The sequence below is a fragment of the Psychroserpens mesophilus genome, from assembly GCF_000826645.1.
Classification (GTDB): domain Bacteria; phylum Bacteroidota; class Bacteroidia; order Flavobacteriales; family Flavobacteriaceae; genus Psychroserpens; species Psychroserpens mesophilus.
Genome location: NZ_JXJP01000006.1, coordinates 116,758 through 137,248, shown reverse-complemented (window position 1 = coordinate 137,248; position 20,491 = coordinate 116,758). Strand labels below are relative to the sequence as shown.

Genomic DNA, 20,491 nt, shown 5'->3' with positions numbered 1-20,491 from the left:
TAATCCAATTATGAAAATCCTGTTTATAGTTCTTTTATTAGGAGTTACCAATACATTTGCTCAAAGAGATTTAGAATCTGATTTTATAACTATTGAATCTAAACTCATTGAATGGCGACGTGATTTTCATCAAAATCCTGAGTTATCCAATCAGGAGTTCAAAACTGCTGAAAAAATTGCAAAACATCTAAAATCACTTGGCTTAGAAGTCCAAACTGGAGTCGCCATCACAGGTGTTGTTGGGATTTTAAAAGGCAACCTTCCCGGAAAAGTTGTTGCACTAAGAGCAGATATTGATGCGCTTCCTGTAACCGAAGACAACGATTTACCATTTAAATCAACCGTAACTACCGATTTCTTAGGAAATAAAACAGGTGTAGCTCATGCTTGTGGTCACGATGGACATACAGCTATACTGATGGCTGTTGCTGAAATTCTTTCAAAGAATAAGGATAAAATAAAAGGTACTGTCAAATTTATTTTTCAACCCGCTGAAGAAGGTCCACCTCCAGGTGAAGAAGGTGGTGCGAAATTAATGATTAAAGAAGGTGTGCTTCAAAATCCTGAAGTAGATGTTATTTTCGGTTTGCATTTACGATCTATGGTTGAAGTCGGACAAATACATTACAAACCAGGAGGTGCAATGGCTGCTGTAGAGCGCTTTGTCATTAACGTCAAAGGTAAACAAGCTCATGGTGCTGCACCATGGCTAGGTGTCGATCCCATTTTAATTTCTGCAAAAATTATTGATGGTTTACAGACCATCATCAGCAGAGAGTCTAAACTTATAAATGAAGCTGCTGTTATTACTGTTGGAAAAATAACGAGTGGTGTTCGATTTAATATCATTCCGGAAACTGCTGAGTTGGTTGGAACTGTGAGAACATTAGATCCTGATATGAAAGCCTTAATTATTAAACGAATGACTGAAATGACCGAAACCATTGCCAAAGCTTATGGTGGTGAAGCAACCATTTCCTTCAGAAACCAAACCGCAATCACGTACAATAACCATGATTTGGTAAGAGATATGCTACCAAGCTTAAAAAAAGCTGCTGGTGATGATAAGGTTATTCAGATTAAAGCGGAAACTATTGGCGAAGATTTTTCTTATTTTCAAGAGGAAATTCCTGGTTTTTACTTCTATCTTGGCGGAATGACAAAAGGCAATACTGAAGCTCATCCACACCATACTCCTAGTTTTTATATTGACGAAAGTGGTTTGTTACTTGGCGTTAAGGCATTAACTCAAATGACATTAGATTATTTGAACCCCTAGTTTAATTGTCTTTTTCACCATCGCCAGCCATTGCAGATATTAGGCCTGATTTTGCATTTTGCCATACAAAGTTGAAAATCGACTTAGTTTTGTCACGCTCAACCGTTTTGGTATCACTTTGCCTAAAACGGTCATCATCATCTTTGCTGTCTTCTGCAATGAATAAATTAATCAAACCCGAAAGAAACTTATTCTTTTCTTTGCCATTTTCTTTAAGTATGATAATGTCAAATTGATCATATTCAGTTTTTAAGTCTATTTGAGAAGTATTCGCATTTCCATCGATAGTAAAATATGTTTTTATAAGTTCGCCTTCAAGCTTAAGATTGAGGTTAGGTTGCATAAACGCATTTAAATGTTCGGCCTTAAGCATCCCAATTTCTGCTTTAAAAATAAACTCATCATTCACATCATTAACATCAAAATTCCAATTAACGTTTAGAGGTGTATCTTTCATAAAATTTGATGAAATGCTAATAGATGTGACGTCAGATGCAGACTTTAAATTTGTGATGTTTTTAATAGTTGCATCTAATTCAGAAAATTGTAATTTACCAGGTGCACTATCGCTTTTTACGTTTTCTTCATAAATAATTTTAGCTTTATTTACCATAAGCTCTTTCAAATTCAAACCAAATTTAAGGCTTCTTAACATTTTACTGTATAAAGGCTTACGCGTTAGGTCATCAGCAATTAGTTTATCGCGATAAATATGAAACTCAGGAAAATTAATATTAATATTTTCAGATGTAAACGAAGCATTAGAACTGAGAATGGATTTTAATTGATAATTATTAATATCAACTGAAGCGATACGCAAATCAAAATGATCTCGTTCTGATTCTATCCGTTTTGAAAGTTCTGATTTTGAATATTTAGTTTTGAGTTCTACGTTTGAAAAACCAGCATTCTGAGTAGTTATAGCTAACGAAGATATTGACAGGTTTTCATACTCACTCAAGCTATACATTAAATTTTCAGAAGTAAGAGATAGCGTTTCAAATTCTATTGGAAAATCTTTAGATTCTAATGAATTAGAGGCAATAGAATTCAATTTAAAATCTAAATTTTCAGTTGAAAACATCAATGAATCGTTTTCTATATTTAAAACTTCTACTTCTGTATTTTGTGCTTCAAATGCATTAATACGGATTGTTTTTCCTAAGTTATTTTTAAAAACTGAATTGTAACTCTCATTTTTCACCTTATCATTATGATAATAGGTTATTTTAGGCTGCAATAACGCTATCGTTTCAATTGTAATATCATCTTTAAATAGATAATCCAAATAGCTTAAATTCTCTATTTTAATAGATTTCAGTTTTATTTGGGCATTAACATCATCAGTAGTTTGCCCTTTTATAGTCAACATAACTTGGTCTAGATTTAAACTTCCAGAAAATATCTGAAGATCTATATCACTATATTTTAAATCTATATGATTTGGTAAATTTTCGACATAACTCTCAATTTTACTGGTTACCAAATATTTAGTAATAAAAAATCCAGCTAATACAATGACAAATATTGCCATAAACAACCGACTTATATTTTTTCTTTTTAAACGCATTTCATAAAGATTAAGATTCATTACTTTTATGTCGAATAAATTTAAGCATCTTAAAAAACTAACTAGACGTTATGGATAATTTTATTAATGCTATCACTTCTATCTCTTGGTGGATGTGGATTGTTATTATACTACTTATCGTTGCTATACGTGACATTTTTTTTCAGAAAAGGCATACCATAAGCCACAACTTTCCTATCATTGGTCATATTCGTTATATGCTGGAAAGTATTGGTCCTGAAATGCGTCAGTATTTTGTAGCCAACAATCGCGAAGAACTGCCATTCAACAGAATTGAGCGAAGTTGGATTTATGCTTCGGCGAAGCAAGAAAATAATTATGAAGGTTTTGGAACCGATCGTGATATTTATGCTCATCAGCATATCTTCATCAATAACGCGATGATGCCTTACAAGATAGAAGACAACCATCCTAATAGTCTCGATAAATCCTTTATTCCATGTGCAAAAGTGATGGGAGCCTATCATAAAAGACGTAAACCTTATCGTCCTGCTTCAATCATCAATGTTTCAGCAATGAGCTTTGGTTCTTTATCGGCTAAAGCAATAGAATCTTTAAATAAAGGTGTTAAAATAGCTCATGCTTATCATAATACTGGTGAAGGTGGTTTATCTCCATATCATAAAAACGGAGGTGATGTTGTATTTCACTTCGGTACAGGTTATTTTGGTGTTCGTGCCAAAGATGGAGGATTTTCAATGGAAAAAATGGTTCAACTTGTAGAAGAAAATCCGTTTATTAGAGCGATCGAAGTTAAACTTTCTCAAGGCGCAAAACCTGGAAAAGGCGGTGTGCTTCCAGGTGCAAAAATATCTGAAGAAATTGCAGAAATAAGAGGTGTTGAAGTTGGTAAAGATGTATTATCACCTCCAAACCACAAGGCTTTTAATACTGTTCCTGAGCTTGTCGATTTTATTGAAGATATCGCAGAACACACAGGATTACCTGTCGGAATTAAGGCTGCTATTGGAAAATTAGATCAATGGAAAGAACTTGCAGAAATCATGAAAAAAACTGGCAAAGGACCAGATTTTATAACTGTTGATGGTGGCGAAGGTGGTACAGGTGCTGCTCCTCCAAGTTTTGCTGATCATGTAAGCTTGCCTTGGGTTTACGGATTTGGTGACCTATATAAAGTGTTTCAAGAAAAAGAATTAACAGAGCGTATTGTTTTCATTGGTAGTGGAAAATTAGGGTTTCCTGCAAAGGCAGCTATGGCATTCGCAATGGGAGCTGACTGTATCAACGTGGCGCGTGAAGCCATGATGAGTATCGGTTGTATTCAAGCTCAGATTTGCCATACAAATCGGTGCCCTACTGGTATTGCTACACAAAGCAAATGGTTACAGAACGGGATTAATGTGCCACTAAAATCTGAACGTTTAGCCCAATACTTCAAATCCTTTAAAAAAGAATTAATAGAAATTACACATGCTGCAGGACACGAGCATCCTTGTCAATTTAATATGAATGATGTTGAAATGAATGTGGATGATCACAATCTTTCAAAAGATTTGAGCAGCACCTATAATTACAACAAAACAAAAGTTCCATTCACAAGTATGCAAGATTTAAAAGATTGTATATTTTTGGGTGGTCAACTGAATTCATCAAAATCAATAAATAAAAACACTTAAAACACAATATGGAATTAGATATTTTAGGCTTATTACTATACTGCGTACCAGCAATAATTACGGGTGGAATTGCATTCTTATTTTTTAGAGAACATGTAGAGAATGAAAATAACCGCCGAAATTTCCTTATACAAAAAGACCTCCAAAAAGAAGCATTACCAATGCGACTTCAAGCCTATGAGCGTATGTCCTTATTTCTTGAAAGAATAAAACCTTCAAAACTCATATTAAGAGTTAAGCCAACATCTTCAAATAAAGAGGATTATGAATCTTTACTTATAGCAAATATTGAACAAGAATTTGATCATAATTTGGCTCAGCAAATCTATGTTACTGATAAGTGCTGGAGCATTACATCAACCGCCAAAAATGCAACAATTCAAATCATCAGAAAGGCGACGCTTTCAGACAAAGTTGATTCTTCAGATAAACTAAGAGAAGTCATTTTGAGCGACATGTTAGATAAGAGATCTCCCAGCGATGCCGCATTATCCTTCATTAAGGAAGAAGTTTCAGAGATTTGGTAATTCAGGACAATTTAGAATTTTAATTCTCATGCTTTGTTTTAGCATAGTCATAACCTTGAGCCCACCATTTAACCATCAGCCGTTTACTGAATATTAATGAATTCTCAGTAAGACTGGTAGGCGTGTAATACAGATTGAGCTTTACACCTTTGTTTTTAGCTGCCAGCTTTCCAATCATAATATCATTTTTCTCAACCTGATCTAATAGATGTCCGAATAAACTTAACATCAATGAAAAAGGATTCTTACCTAATACTTTTTGTTTGCTCATGTTTTCAGATTCCAAAACAATCGCATCCACCTCAGTTGCACCTCTTTGAATAGCCTCTCGAATAGGAATAACACAACCTAAACCACCATCAGCATATTCATAACCATCAACTTTAGCTAATGACATAAACGGAATATAATTACAAGAAATCCAAATCCAATTACAAAACTCTTCATAATCAAACGCTTTGATAGACTTATATTCCACTCGATTCATAGATAAATTAGACACCGTTACAACTACATCTTCTTTCGTTTTCCTAACTCTGTCAAACTCCTCTTTTGTGAAATTTCGCCTGATGTTTCTTTTTAAAGATTTACTTTCACCAAAAGTTCGTTTCATCCTAATGAACTGCCATAAGGAATTCACAAAATCAATTGAAACATATTCACGATCTCCTTTCTTTCGCTGTACAAACGGACTAACACTAAATATATCATGCTGCTGCACGTTTGTAAAAATATTATACAATTTGCCCACCTCACCTGCAGCCAGATGTGGCACCAGAAGACTACCTGTGGAAGTTCCCAAATACAAATCGTAATTACGACCTAAATCTTTAATTAAATACTGCGCAACACCTCCTGCAAAAGCACCTTTACTTCCTCCTCCAGATATAACTAATGCTTTCATTAATATTATTTATTTATGTTTAAACTTAGATAAAACAATTAAACCTCCTCTAAAATACAAATTTCAAATATTCAACACTATAAATCATATTTGAACAAATGCAAAAAGCACGTTTATACGTGCTTTTTTAATTAATATATCAACCTCCTAATTAGTAACCACAGGTTTGTTAATTGGCGTATTACTTTTTACAACCACAAAAGTTGATGTAGCATAAAACGCATCTCCACCAGCTAAATTACTTACCCAATCTTCATAATCATATTCAAAAGAAAAAGAATTTCCAGCCATTGTAGAACTAAACTCATTAATTCTAGGAGGCACAACCATTCCTGGGCACCAACCAGCGCGATCAGGAGTCCAATTCCCAGGAGATTGATTATTTATAGGATTTGAAGCACAACCTATCGGTCCCATATTATGCTGAAACATTGTTGCTCCATTGATTTTAACATCATGTGTTCTATAACACCATTCTGCACATGGCCTTCCATCAGAATCATTAGGAGTCGCATGTCCCCAACCCGAAATAACGGTTCTAAGGTGCGTAGATGCTGCATTTGAAGGAATTGAAACATTTCGTGTTAAATCAAAATTATGAGTCACGCCATAAGGAACGCCTTCCAAGGAATTGGCATTATACTGCATCACCTCGGTGACAGCATAGTATTCGTAATCTGGTGTTCCTTCAATATAATCAAAATCAATTGAAATTAAATCGGCCTTAGTCGTCCAGTTTTCAATATAAACTCTTAACTCTACACTACCAGATAAAAGCGATTTAAAGTCTGTAACATCAAATTCCAAACCTCTTGGCAACAATTGCGTCCCAACCCAGTAAGGTGTTATATAGCGTCCTATTTCGTACCAATCTCCCGAATCAGGATCTTTAACCATTATATTAGCATACCTATCCCAATCATCGCAACCCGTTGCAGGACAATCAATTTGTAAAAACATTTTTATTTGTGAAATATTAGATAAATCTGAATGCAGTGTAAACGTCTGCACTGCTGATTGACTAAAACCTGTTCCAAATGCCAAAGGCTCATCACTAAACGTTGTATAATTATACACAATTGGCACACCAGTGCCTGATAATGAAACTTCTACATCATCTGCTTCAGTATTAGAAATACTAATGGTTCCTGTCGCGCTTCCAATAGCTATCGGAGAAAACCTAACAAAAACTGTCGTTTGGTCATTTACAGATTCAGAAGGAATTTGTATGGCACCAGTAAAAACTGTGCCGTCTAAAGACACTTCAAAACCTTCAGTAACAGTTACATCTATAACAGAAGTTAAATTATCTCCATTAACAAACAGCGTTGAAGAAGCTGAATTAGAAGACAACTGAGTGTCATTAAAAATAATACTTGTCGTATTCACCGTAATCAAAGGCGCAATGCTCAATCCAACACCATTCAAATTCAAGGTTCTTGTTGCTGCCGAATTACTTTCAATAGTAACTGTTCCAGCAACAGGCCCGATAGCACTTAACGAAGGTGAGAATCTCACATATAAGGTTTGATTTTCCCCATTAGCTTCAGTTTTACTGATACTTAACTGATTCGAATAGTTGATGTCGTCTAAAGATATTTCAAAATTCTCAGATACAGAAATTGACACATCTGAAGTCAATCCAGATCCTCTTAGAGTAACACTTTGAGAAGCAGAACTACTTCCTACACTAATCTCACCAAATGACACAATATTACCAGTTACAGTAATCGTTGATTGCTGAGTACCTCCATTTGAAGAATCGTCACTACTACAATTGACAATAAACAGTAAACCTAAAAGAAATACAACAATTCCTATTCCCTTTTTTAAATGACTTGCTTTCATAAATTGATTGGTTTTTTCACAATATAAAAATTATTAATGATAATATTTCTGAAATCATCAAATACACACCAAAACTTTAGAAAAAAATGATAATTTTGAATGAATGAGCACAAATCTTCAAACTCCAATTGACTACCTTAAAAACGTTGGTCCTAATCGTGCAGAATTGCTACGGAGTGAATTAGGTATTCATACCTATCAGGATTTAATTAATTTGTTTCCAAACCGTTATTTAGACCGAACTAAATACTACAACATAAGTGATTTACAGAGGAATAGTGCAGAAGTTCAAATTACAGGAAAAATAACCGGCTTTAAAGAAGTTGCTCAAAAACGTGGCAAACGCCTTGTCGGAACTTTTGAAGACGATACAGGACGAATGGAGCTGGTTTGGTTTCGAGGTCAAAAATGGATAAGAGATAGCATTAAAACCAATATGCCCTATGTTATTTTCGGAAAAATCAACTGGTTTAATGGTGTTTTCAGTATGCCTCATCCAGAATTAGAATTACTGAGCGAGCATGAAAAAAACCTTCGTTCATCAATGCAATCTATTTACCCTTCAACTGAAAAACTATCAAACAAAGGCATCACAAATCGCGTGATGACAAAAATAATGCAAAGTTTATTTCTTGAAACTAAAGGTCGCTTTCAAGAAACACTTCCTGAAAGTTTAATTTCTGAACTCGGATTGTTATCAAAAAGTGAGGCGCTTTTTAACATCCATTTTCCAAAAAACCAAGAGCTATTAGCACGCTCTGAATTTCGATTAAAATTTGAAGAATTATTCTACATTCAATTGCAATTAATTCTTAAAAATCTCATACATAAATCTAAAATAAAAGGGTTTCCTTTTGAATCGGTTGGCAACTATTTCAATTCCTTTTATAAAGACCATTTACCCTTCGATTTAACCAATGCACAAAAACGTGTTTTAAAAGAAATAAGACACGATTTAGGGAGCAATGCACAAATGAACCGATTATTACAAGGCGATGTTGGCTCTGGAAAAACCATAGTTGCCTTTATGTCAATGCTCATGGCACTTGACAACGGTTTTCAGGCCTGTTTAATGGCTCCAACTGAAATTTTGTCAGTCCAGCACTATCAAGGTTTAAGTGAATTATCTAATAAATTGAATATCAGCATTTCACTACTTACTGGTTCAAGCACTACTTTAGAAAGACGAAAAATTCATGAATCTCTCGAAAATGGCGAATTACAGATATTAATTGGAACTCATGCTCTTCTCGAAGACAAGGTTAAATTCAAGAATTTAGGACTTGCAATAATTGACGAACAACACCGATTTGGAGTTGCACAACGTTCAAAATTATGGAAAAAAAACACCTCTCCTCCACACATTTTGGTGATGACTGCAACACCAATTCCGAGAACTTTAGCCATGTCTGTTTATGGTGATTTAGACATCTCTATTATAGACGAATTACCACCTGGAAGACAGGCCATAAAAACGGTACACAGATATGATAAAAACCGACTTAAAGTATTGCGATTTATTCGTGATGAAATTGACAAAGGCAGACAAGTGTATATTGTTTATCCGTTAATTCAGGAAAGCGAAACCTTAGATTATAAAGATTTAATGGATGGTTATGAGAGTATTGTTAGAGATTTTCCACAGCCAAAATATCAAATTTCCATAGTTCACGGAAAAATGAAACCTGTAGATAAAGATTACGAAATGCAGCGTTTTGTCAAAGGAGAAACTCAAATAATGGTAGCTACAACGGTTATTGAGGTTGGTGTTAACGTTCCAAATGCTTCAGTTATGATTATTGAAAGTGCAGAACGTTTTGGTTTATCACAACTACACCAGCTTAGAGGTCGCGTAGGTCGTGGTGCCGAACAAAGTTTCTGTATTTTAATGACAGGACACAAACTGAGTCAGGACAGTAAAGTTCGATTAGAAACCATGACCAGAACCAGTGATGGTTTTGAAATTGCTGAAGTCGATTTAAGACTTCGAGGACCTGGAGACATCATGGGAACACAACAAAGTGGTGTTTTAAATTTAAAAATTGCGAACATCATTAAAGATAAAGACATTTTGCAAAGTGCACGTTTTTATGCCGAACGTATTTTAAACAGTGATCCTTCATTAGGCTCACCAGATCATAAAGTGATTTTATCAACCTACAGACAATTAAGTAAATACAAGAACATGTGGAATTACATTAGCTAATTATTTAAAAATCAACAGCTATTAAATACATATTATTTTTATATTAGTAGCTTCAGATAAGCTTTCAGACCTACTTAAACAAACATATAAGAATGACACCAAAACAAAAACAACTACTATTTACAATCATTTTTATTGCCATTTTATTCTACGCAGACCCAGTTTATGCTGGTCCTGGAGGCACAGTCGCTAAAGCTTTTTTCAAAACATGGTGGGGAAAAACGATATTAGCATTATTGACTATTATATTTCTTCCATTAATCATTTACATCAAAACCATTGAGTTTTTTGCTGTAAGAAATGCTAAAAAAGAACTGTTTAAAATAGGAATGATAAATAAAGACTTTTCATGGTTGAATGTTGAAAAGCATGTAACCAATGTATTTACTCGAGTTCATCACGCCTGGAGCAAGGAGGACATGAAAGAAGTTTCAGAATATGTAAACCACTGGTATTGGCAAAATCAGCAAGCGGTTCATTTAAATAGATGGAAAGCCGAAAACCTAAAAAACATTTGTAACCTGAAAGGTATTACCAACATCAAACCTCTATATCTTGAAATTTCTGAAAATGAAAATTTTGAGGGCTCAAAAATTGCTTTCAGTATTTGTGCTGATATTGAAGATTATTTGATAGACAGAGACACACGAAAAACTGTTGAAGGTAAAAAAGGCTATTCTAATGAAGAAAAGATATGGATTATGGAATACACTGAAGGCAAATGGCTTCTAGATGATATTCGCGAAGGTACATTATCGCTTCAGTTTGCAAAGTTAAAAAATGTTGTTCCAGAACGCTTAAACGAAGGCGTACTGAGCAAAAGTTAATATAACAGCATAATTTTAAACCCAACCTATGAGCATGCTTCACCTCAAACTAGAAACAGATCCACGATGGGCAACTATTGCCGAAGAACATATTGAGGAAATCCTTACAGACCATGCTTGGTGTGAACAAAAAGCCGCTACGAATGCCATTACAATCATCACTCATAATCCGCAATATGAAGATTTAGTAACCGATTTATTAGAACTTGCAAAAGAAGAGCTTGAACACTTTCAAATGGTACACAATATCATTAAAGAACGTGGCTACACATTAGGAAGAGAACGGAAAGACAGCTATGTTAACGAGTTGTATAAATTCATGAATAAAGGCGGAAACCATTTACAAAGTATGGTAGATCGCTTGTTATTTTCAGCAATGATAGAAGCTAGAAGCTGTGAGCGTTTTAAATTATTATCGCAACGCATCAAAGATCCTAAACTGTCAAAATTTTATTATGATTTAATGGTCAGTGAAGCTGGTCATTACACCACTTTTATAACTTTTGCCAGAAAATATGGCAAAGACATTGACGTTGACCAGAGATGGAAAGACCTCGTAAAGTTTGAAGGTGAACTCATTAAAAGCTATGGCAAATCAGAAAGTATTCATGGATAATGAACACGATTATTTTTTCAATCATTAATCCTTTTAACATTTTTTAAACATCAACCTTATTCAAAAACAGTAGTTTTACTTTGTGAAACAAAAATTAACTTTTACACTTTTATACCTGCTCTTGGGATTCTGTTTTTTTACAGCCTATCCAAGCACTACTATTGAGTTAAATTTAAATGTATCATTTGAGGTTTTTGAGGCTAATAGTGAACAATCTTCTGTAAAGTCTGTCAGTAATTTACATGCCAATGGGTATTCGGAAAGAGTAATTACACATTATCATAATACGTTTTCACCTCAATACTTGAAAAAGCATTCTGATGACGATATAAAATCGGTTATCAGTAAGCATCAAACCTTAATTAAGCGTAGTAAATATCAGCAATACTCAAGGAATTTAATTCTAAATTTCTTAAGTACTGATATTATTTTTCCACATCATACATTCTGGTAATTTATTAGACTTTTAAGTGTCATTTTTATGACAAGACAGCAAACATTGTAATGACACAATGTTTATATCATTATACCTTAACTTAAAATTTAAAAATGAATTTAGGAATAACTATTACATCAACAGTTTTAGTACTGTTAGTTGTAGCACCTGTTGTACTTATGCAGCAGCAGCAAAAAAATAAAGAACGCAAACTTTTAAAAGCACTAAAATCTTTAGCAAGTCAACATCATTCTTCAATAACTGAATATGACATATTTAAAAATTTTGCTATTGGATTAGATAACCAAAACAATTATTTATTCTTTTATAAATCGCATTCGACTAATGAAACCTTTCAGCGAATTAACCTCAATAACATTAAAAGTTGCGGTGTTTCAAGTTCCAGAAAGCCAAATCATAAAAATTCTAGTGGTGATATTGTACGAATAGAATTGGTCTTTAATTCTACTGTAAATTCAAGCGACAATCAATCGATTGAAATCTATAATCAAACTGAAGATTTTCAGTTAAACGGAGAACTAGAAATCGTTCGAAAATGGGAACATAAAATCCGCGAAATTTTAAAATAAAGTTTAATTTATAAAAGCTATCTTATCAGGTTGTTATGTGTTTTATAAATTACGATTTGATAAGATAGTCTATTTAAAGGCAATTGCTAAATTTTAACATGATTTAGCAATCTGTTCATCTTAAAATCTCAGGAGTTTGATTATTTTTACCATAATGATAAACAATAAAGCCAATTAACAGCAATAGATTTATTAATGTTTATATATTATATAGTTTCTGATAAAAAATAAACGCCTAAACGAACCACACAATTCAAATATTATGAAATCACATTTAATTTTATGTTTATCATTAATTGCATTAACACTGAGTTGCGAAGAACGAACAACAAATATAAGCTCTATTAATCCTGAGAACCTGGCAAAACGAGCTATAAAAATCAACAAATCAGATAGTTTAGTTTCTGGAACAACTTACCTTTCAGTTTACTCTCAAATTTACAGTCAATCTGAGCACAAAACGCATAACCTTACTGCAATGGTGAGCCTTAGAAACACAAGTATTAAAGATACTATATACTTATTAAAAGCTGAATATTTTGATACGCACGGAAAATCTGTAAGAACCTATTTTGATGAACCTATATATTTAGCACCTTTAGAAACTACTGAGATTATTATTAATGAAAAAGATATATCTGGAGGCACAGGTTCTAATTTTATTTTTGAATGGAACACACCTAAAAATTGTCCGGAACCTTTATTTGAGGGCATTATGAATTCTACTATGGGACAACAAGGTTTATCGTTTGTTACTCAAGGTCATCGTATTAATTAAACATATAAAAAAGCTCAATCTTTCGACTAAGCTTAATTACTTAACTGTTCATTTATTGATTGACTGTAAGTTTTATAGTCACCAAGTTAAACAGGAATGTAAATCGCAGTTGTTAGGGTTTCGTTAAAAAGCACTGACAGACTGTTAATTAACGTTTTTTAAGAAGTATGAAACACTAGTTTTCATTTACCAACTCATCAACAAAACCAGTAAACTCTTCCTTAAATTCAGTATATTTTTCACCAGTTGCTGGTCCGTTAAAACCAGTATGAATTTTACGAACTTTACCGTGTTTATCTATAAATATAGACGTTGGATACGATAATATATGATTTAACATTGGTAATTTTTCCTGAGCTTTAGCCTTATCTGAAGTACCATATTGTGCTAATAAAACAGGATAACTAATGCCAAGACTTTCCTTTAAACGTTTAATGCTTTGGAATGCTTTGTCTTCAGTTTTAGCATATTCAAATGCCAAAGCCACAAACTCTACATTGTTATTTTCCTTGATATTATAGTATTCTGAATAGTATTTACTTTCATCTAAACAGTTCGGGCACCAAGTTCCCATAATTTGAACAACAACGACTTTGTTTTCAAATCGCTTATCATTCAATGACACCATATCTCCTTCAGCATCAGGAAACGAAAATTCAAAAGTTTCATAACCATCCTTTAAAAATGTGAGATCATTTGCATCTGGCAATTCAAACGCTTCATTTCTTTTGGCTGTGAATGGTTCTTTCCAATGGTTTCCAGAATAAAACATACCATGCATTACATCATCTTTCACTTCTGCTGTGAATAAAAATGCGTGTGCTCCATCAAACGTAGATAACTTCATCATGTTACCATCCATTATGCCTTCTAAAAATCTGTAATCACCTGTAGTAGTTCTGAACGTCCCAGTTAGTTTGTCTCCATATTGTTCAAAAACTCCTTTAGCAATGTAACGATCTTCTTCAGCATCTGGACTAAATACAACTTCCCAGTTTCCAGACACATCTTGAAGAGCTTTATTTGTTTCCGAAGTAAATCGTTCTTTTTTACCAAATTCAGCAGAAAACGGAACCACACGATCTAAACTCTCTTTTATAAAATTTCCTTTTAAAATCCCTTCATTGGCAATAGCTTCAATATAACCTTCAAACACTGGAGTTCTAAATACAATTGTATCGTTTGAATAGGTAATATCATCTACCAAAATCACTTCATCGGCATTAAAAATCTTCAAAGATTGTGGAGAGGTTACTTCAAAAATAAAAGGTAAAGTTTCATTTGGACTTACTTGTAATTCAGCTCTCCAAATCCCTAGTTTTAATTCATTTTCATCATTTGTTCTACAAGAGAAAAACGTAAGAAAAATAAGAAATAAGGTAAACAAATGTTTCATATTATGGAGATTCATGGACTGTAAGTCTAAACAAATTTATAATACTTACAAATAAAACACAATTATCGATTATTATAACTACATAGTATTATTATCTTTGTGGCTTGATTAAAGTACAAAAATGAAGATTTCTTATAATTGGTTACAGCAGTTTTTGAAGATTAACTGGCCAGCTGAACAAACTGGTGAACTTCTTACTGATTTAGGTTTAGAGATTGAAGGCATTGAGACATTTCAATCGGTTAAAGGTGGATTACAAGGCATTGTGGTTGGCGAAGTGCTTACATGTGAACAGCACCCAAATGCAGATCGCTTAAAAGTTACAACGGTTAATATTGGTGATAAGACTCCATTACAAATTGTATGTGGCGCACCAAATGTAGCTAAAGGACAGAAAGTTCCTGTTGCAACAATTGGCACGACTTTATATACTGCAGAAGGTGAAGCGTGGACGATTAAAAAAGGAAAAATTAGAGGCGAAGAAAGTCATGGGATGATTTGTGCTGAAGATGAATTAGGATTAGGCTCATCCCACGATGGCATTATGGTTCTAGATCCTGACACCAAAGTCGGCACACTTGCTTCAGAACTATTTAAAGTTGAAAATGATCAGGTTTTTGAAATTGGCTTAACACCCAATCGTGCTGATGCTATGAGTCATTTTGGTGTTGCTCGCGATTTAAAAGCAGGTTTGCTTCAAAAAGAAATCAACACTGAATTAATCACACCTTCAGTGAGTTCATTTCACGTTGAAAACAGAACGCTTAAAATAGATATAGATGTCAAAGATAAAACCTTAGCACCACGTTACTGTGGTGTAACGATTTCTGGACTTAAGGTCGAAGAATCTCCTCTATGGCTTCAAAACAGATTGAAAGCTATTGGCTTAACTCCTAAAAACAATGTGGTTGACATCACTAATTATGTATTGCACGAATTAGGTCAACCTCTTCATGCGTTTGATGCCGCTAAAATCACTGGGAATAAGGTTATTGTAAAAACACTTCCGAAAGGCACTAAATTTACAACCCTGGATGATGTGGAACGCGAATTACACGAAGAAGACCTTATGATATGTGATGCCGAAAAACCTATGTGCATCGCAGGTGTCTTTGGAGGTTTAAATTCTGGTGTTACTGAAACCACCACAAGTATTTTCTTAGAAAGTGCTTATTTTAATCCGGTGAGCATCAGAAAAACAGCCAAACGCCACGCAATGAATACTGATGCATCGTTTAGATTTGAGAGAGGCATCGATCCTAATATTACAGACTATGCTTTAAAACGCGCCGCATTATTAATTCAAGAAATCGCAGGAGGAGATATTACGAGTGATTTAATGGACTTTTATCCGAAGAAAATTGAAGCCTTCCAAGTGAGACTAAGTTTTGATAACGCTAAGAAATTAATTGGTCAGGAAATCCCGAAAGAAACTATAAAAAGAATCTTATCGTCACTTGATATCAAAGTAAATAACGTTACAGAAACCGGATTAGGATTAACCGTTCCTGCTTATCGAAATGATGTGCAGCGTGAAGCCGATATCATTGAAGAAATTTTACGTGTGTATGGTTACAACAACATTATAACGACCGAAAAGCTAAACGCTTCAATTTCTAATACAACTAAATTTGAAGATTATAAACTTCAAAATATCATAGGAAACCAATTGGCTGCTCAAGGTTATTTCGAAATCTTATCAAATTCATTGACCACACCAAAATATATTAATTTAAGTGAGCAGCTAAAGGCAGAACACAACGTAGAAATGCTAAATCCGTTAAGTAATGATTTAAGCGTAATGCGTCAAAGTTTACTGTTTTCAGGATTGGAAGCCGTAAGTTATAATATCAACAGAAAGCGAGATAACTTGAAGTTATATGAGTTTGGAAAAACCTATCACAATTACAATGGAAATCGTGAAGAATACAAGCGTCTATCCATTTTCTTAACAGGTAATAAGAATAACCTACGCTGGAATTCGCCAGTTCAAAAAAGCGATTTCTTTTATCTGAAAGGAATTATCAATAGCACTTTAGAACGACTAGGTATTTCTAAACATAAGGTTTCTCCAATCGCAAACGACGTGTTTAGTGAAGGTATTAGCCTGTCTTTAGGAAAAACGAAACTAGTCGATTTTGGTATCGTTAATAAGAAAGTATTGAAGCATTTTGGCATTTCACAAGAAGTAATATTTGCTGAATTCGACTGGGATAATATTGTAGAAGTGACAAAACATCAGGATATTAAATTTAAGGATATCCCGAAATACCCAGAAGTGCGTCGCGACTTTGCTTTATTGTTAGATGAACATGTTTCTTTTGAAGATATTGATAAAATTGCAATGCAAACTGAAAAGCAATTACTAAAAGATGTCGATTTATTTGATGTATATCAAGGTAAAAATCTTCCAAAAGGCAAAAAGAGTTATGCTGTGAGTTTTACGATTCAAGATGAAAAGAAAACTTTGACAGACAAACAGATTGATAAAATCATGAATAAACTTCAGACTAATTTTGAGAAACAGCTTGGTGCTGAGTTGAGATAATAAAAAAAAGCCTTTTCAGTTTGAAAAGGCTTTTTTTATTTTTATCGAGACAGAACTACATTATAGTTACAATTATAGGGAGGTAATTGACAACCTGTCACATCAATTTCGTCTTTAACTGTATTTCCTGTTCCAGAAAACGAATCGGTTATACTATCATAATTTAGTATAACTGTATCCGATTGAAATCTAGAATCTGTTCCATCACAAACAGGATCCATATATTCAGTTTTTATGAATAATTCATAATTTTCGAAAGAAAAATAATTAATGATGTAGTTACCACCCGAGTCGTCTTCTTGAGTAACTGTATAATCACTATTTAATGTTATAGATCCAGTGTAATCAATATCTGGACCACCACATTCAGTTGCGGTTATAGTCCAATCTCCAAAAATATTTGAATATGTTTCCACATAAGTAAAATCACCATCAATTTCTTGTAATACCATCTTAAAAGGTGTCAATTCTAAGATTGTGATTATAGAAGTATCTCCATCTGCAGTTTCAGTAATTATATTACCATTCAATTCATAATTGCTAATAATCTCATCAGAAAACTCACAAGAATCACCATAAAACTCAGTAGCTATCAATTGTGTTTCAGTAAACTGAACAGTAATATTACAAGCGTTAACATCAAATGTGCTTACATCGTTTTCAGTTTCACCAACAAGATACCATTTCGCTAGTAAAAATTGAGCATCTACAGTTTCAGAACTTATGTTTGTTGAAGCAAAAGCGACACATCCATTATCATCTTCAACTATCACATAGTAGTTACCATCTTCTGGAGCTACAATAGAGTCACTAATTAGTCCTGTATTTATTTCTCCTGTTGACCAATAAAAATTATAATCAACAGAATCTCCATTAACGATTGCTACCAATACGTTTCCTGGATCAACAACAATTATCACTTCCAAATCAGAATTTTCACATGGATTATCGTTAAGATCTACTACTTCCGAACACACAAAATCTGAATGAGGCAACGCACAAAAATTGTTACCATCATTAGTGTTTCGCTGTCCTTCATCATTACAAGAATTATCATAATCACAGGTAATCGACTCTCCTACATTATCGACAATAACTGCACTTCCTGTTAACATCAAAAGGGCATATAAAGCAAAAGCTCCAATAACTATAGCACCTAAATTTAATCCTGATCGATTTGTATTACCATTATTGGTATAAAAAATAAGTTTATCAATAATGTTCTTGCTAGTATTAAGAGTACTTGAAAGCAATAAATCATCTTCAGTACTTAAGAAATTTCCAAAGTTGTCTAATGATGCACTACCTAAAATCTCCTGAACTCCTTCATCATTACCAAAATATACATTACCTGTTTCTTCATCTTCCAACACATAAACTCTATTTGATATTTCACCAGTTATTGGATCTTGATGATACAAAAGATTAATTATTCCATTTTGATCAAATGATATTACTGTCGACAAACCAGTTCCATCGTCACCTACTAGTTTAGACAAGCTCGATATGTTTCCACTTAAATCTGTATTAAAATAAGTTGTGACCTGCCGATTAGAGTTAGTATCCCAATACGTTGTTCTTGGGACTACTGCACTGGGAACAAGGTTATCTCCAAATCTAATAAATTGAACATTAACGGGGTCATTCGATTGCGAATCATCATTATCATCTTCAGAACATGAAAATGATACTACAATGAGACTAAAAACTAAATAAAATCTTAAAAAATTTTTCATAATTAAAAGGTTGGTTATTAAAGATTTAAAGTTACTTTTAATTATATGTAATTACCTACCTGATATCGGGTAATTTAACATTTGAGCGAATTATCTATATTTTCACCATGTTTACACATTATATCAAAAAAGCCTTTTCAGTTTGAAAAGGCTTGTTTACTACTATCAATCAATCTGCTATTAATTTATTCGATATTTTCTCCATGTTGAGACAAGTCGAGTCCTCGTTCTTCTTGATCAGATCGGACGCGAAGTGGTAAAACAAGATCTACAATTTTTAGCAATACTAAACTTCCGAAGAAGGTAAAAACAGCAACACCAACTAAAGCAATCATATGATGTGTAAATGTGGTTGTTTCACCATACACTAAACCAACATCTTTAGCTAATACTCCAGTCAATATCATACCCACAATACCACCCACTCCATGACTTGGAAACACTTCTAAGGTGTCATCAATTTTTGATTTTTTATTTAATTGAATTGCGATATTACTAACAATTGCAGCGATAAATCCTATAAAAATACTTTGTCCCATAGTCACAAAACCTGCAGCGGGAGTAATAGCCACCAAACCTACTATAGCACCTATACATGCTCCCAGTGACGACATTTTCCTGTTGTAAAAACGTTCGAAAAACAACCATGTAATCATACTCGTTGCAGAAGCGATGTTAGTATTAGCAAAAGCAATCACAGCATCTGTATTTGCTCCAAGTGCTGAACCAGAATTAAATCCGAACCAGCCAAACCAAAGCAAACCGGTACCTAATATTACAAACGGAATATTAGCTGGTTGTTCTATAGCATGCTTACGCTTCCCTAAATATATAGCAGCTGCTAAAGCGGCAAGACCAGCAGACATGTGAACGACTGTTCCACCAGCAAAATCTAAAACATCCCAGTTTCTTAGTAATCCATCTGGATGCCATGTCATGTGTGCTAAAGGCGAATAAATAAAAATAGAAAACAAGACCATAAAAAAGATATAACTTCTAAATCGAATGCGTTCTGCAAAACTTCCTGTGATTAAAGCTGGTGTGATTATGGCAAATTTTAATTGAAAAAGTGCAAAAAGCAAAAATGGAATAGTTCCGGCAAAATCTGGATTAGGCGATACGGATACATTTTTAAAACAAAAGAACGTCATCGGATTACCTATAACACCACCAATGCTTTCTCCAAAAGCCAAACTAAATCCAATAATTACCCATAAAACACTTATCACACCCAAAGCGACAAAACTTTGAAGCATCGTTGAAATCACATTTCTTTTATTGACCATTCCTCCATAAAAGAAAGCCAATCCAGGTGTCATTAAAAATACCAAAGCAGAAGCTACAATCATCCATGCAGTATCACCAGAATCGATAGTATCTACGGCATCTAAAATTTGATATTCTGTACCACAAAATAGCGCAATAAGAACTAATGCGACTAGGACAATAAAATTTAGTTTTCTTCCCATAAATAAAGTCTATTTGAATCAAATTTATAAAATGACTTTAATAAATAACCAAACAAATTAAGATTACCTTTAAAATTTATGAGATTCGTAAAAATGAATATCT

16 protein-coding genes are annotated in these 20,491 nt (G+C 33.6%); 10 read left to right on the top strand and 6 right to left on the bottom strand.

Annotated features, from left to right (window positions below):
- Nucleotides 1–10 precede the first annotated feature (10 nt).
- Nucleotides 11–1,279 carry an amidohydrolase gene (locus tag TD18_RS06755; protein ID WP_040250319.1) on the top strand — a complete coding sequence of 423 codons (1,269 nt, stop codon included), beginning with the start codon at nucleotides 11–13 and terminating at the stop codon, nucleotides 1,277–1,279.
- Nucleotide 1,280: 1 nt separating this feature from the next.
- Here TD18_RS06755 and TD18_RS06750 read toward each other — a convergent pair whose 3' ends face one another.
- Entirely contained in the window at nucleotides 1,281–2,813 is a 1,533-nt protein-coding gene (locus TD18_RS06750) for a hypothetical protein (protein WP_040250316.1), read from the bottom strand.
- A gap of 107 nt (nucleotides 2,814–2,920) precedes the next feature.
- Here TD18_RS06750 and TD18_RS06745 point away from each other — a divergent pair, with 107 nt between their 5' ends.
- Together TD18_RS06745 and TD18_RS06740 are read left to right on the top strand one after the other, a co-directional pair.
- A complete protein-coding gene (locus TD18_RS06745) occupies nucleotides 2,921–4,507 on the top strand; it encodes an FMN-binding glutamate synthase family protein (RefSeq protein WP_040250313.1) in 1,587 nt (528 codons plus the stop codon).
- 8 nt (nucleotides 4,508–4,515) lie between these two features.
- Nucleotides 4,516–5,034 (top strand): DUF7935 family protein, encoded by a 519-nt coding sequence (locus tag TD18_RS06740; RefSeq protein ID WP_040250310.1) that lies wholly within the window; start codon nucleotides 4,516–4,518, stop codon nucleotides 5,032–5,034.
- A 19-nt stretch (nucleotides 5,035–5,053) separates the two neighbouring features.
- On the opposite strand, the gene TD18_RS06735 is transcribed toward TD18_RS06740, so the two are convergent.
- Nucleotides 5,054–5,938: a patatin-like phospholipase family protein gene (locus tag TD18_RS06735; RefSeq protein WP_040250306.1), complete on the bottom strand. Its 885-nt coding sequence runs from the start codon at nucleotides 5,936–5,938 to the stop codon at nucleotides 5,054–5,056.
- Nucleotides 5,939–6,085: 147 nt separating this feature from the next.
- On the bottom strand, nucleotides 6,086–7,786 hold the full coding sequence (locus TD18_RS16980) for a choice-of-anchor D domain-containing protein (protein WP_084205869.1): 1,701 nt from the start codon (nucleotides 7,784–7,786) through the stop codon (nucleotides 6,086–6,088).
- Between the two features lie 103 nt (nucleotides 7,787–7,889).
- Here TD18_RS16980 and recG point away from each other — a divergent pair, with 103 nt between their 5' ends.
- From recG to TD18_RS06700, 6 genes are all read left to right on the top strand, one after another.
- Entirely contained in the window at nucleotides 7,890–9,992 is a 2,103-nt protein-coding gene (recG, locus tag TD18_RS06725) for an ATP-dependent DNA helicase RecG (protein ID WP_040250303.1), read from the top strand.
- Nucleotides 9,993–10,084: 92 nt separating this feature from the next.
- Entirely contained in the window at nucleotides 10,085–10,819 is a 735-nt protein-coding gene (locus tag TD18_RS06720) for a hypothetical protein (protein WP_040250299.1), read from the top strand.
- A 34-nt stretch (nucleotides 10,820–10,853) separates the two neighbouring features.
- Nucleotides 10,854–11,435, top strand: a complete 582-nt coding sequence (miaE, locus tag TD18_RS06715) for a tRNA-(ms[2]io[6]A)-hydroxylase (RefSeq protein WP_040250297.1) — start codon at nucleotides 10,854–10,856, stop codon at nucleotides 11,433–11,435.
- 82 nt (nucleotides 11,436–11,517) lie between these two features.
- Nucleotides 11,518–11,889, top strand: coding sequence for a hypothetical protein (locus TD18_RS06710; protein WP_152611324.1), 372 nt, complete (start codon nucleotides 11,518–11,520; stop codon nucleotides 11,887–11,889).
- A gap of 95 nt (nucleotides 11,890–11,984) precedes the next feature.
- Nucleotides 11,985–12,461, top strand: coding sequence for a hypothetical protein (locus TD18_RS06705; protein ID WP_040250291.1), 477 nt, complete (start codon nucleotides 11,985–11,987; stop codon nucleotides 12,459–12,461).
- A 262-nt stretch (nucleotides 12,462–12,723) separates the two neighbouring features.
- A complete protein-coding gene (locus TD18_RS06700; RefSeq protein ID WP_040250288.1) occupies nucleotides 12,724–13,239 on the top strand; it encodes a DUF3124 domain-containing protein in 516 nt (171 codons plus the stop codon).
- Nucleotides 13,240–13,414: 175 nt separating this feature from the next.
- Here TD18_RS06700 and TD18_RS06695 read toward each other — a convergent pair whose 3' ends face one another.
- Complete coding sequence (locus TD18_RS06695) at nucleotides 13,415–14,635, bottom strand: TlpA disulfide reductase family protein (RefSeq protein WP_040250284.1); 1,221 nt, start codon at nucleotides 14,633–14,635, stop codon at nucleotides 13,415–13,417.
- Between the two features lie 121 nt (nucleotides 14,636–14,756).
- Between TD18_RS06695 and pheT the strand changes: the two genes are divergently transcribed.
- Nucleotides 14,757–17,183 carry a phenylalanine--tRNA ligase subunit beta gene (gene pheT / locus TD18_RS06690; protein WP_040250280.1) on the top strand — a complete coding sequence of 809 codons (2,427 nt, stop codon included), beginning with the start codon at nucleotides 14,757–14,759 and terminating at the stop codon, nucleotides 17,181–17,183.
- 41 nt (nucleotides 17,184–17,224) lie between these two features.
- Here pheT and TD18_RS06685 read toward each other — a convergent pair whose 3' ends face one another.
- A complete protein-coding gene (locus tag TD18_RS06685) occupies nucleotides 17,225–18,919 on the bottom strand; it encodes a hypothetical protein (protein ID WP_040250277.1) in 1,695 nt (564 codons plus the stop codon).
- A 185-nt stretch (nucleotides 18,920–19,104) separates the two neighbouring features.
- Nucleotides 19,105–20,388 (bottom strand): ammonium transporter, encoded by a 1,284-nt coding sequence (locus TD18_RS06680; protein ID WP_040250274.1) that lies wholly within the window; start codon nucleotides 20,386–20,388, stop codon nucleotides 19,105–19,107.
- Between the last annotated feature and the right edge of the window lie 103 nt (nucleotides 20,389–20,491).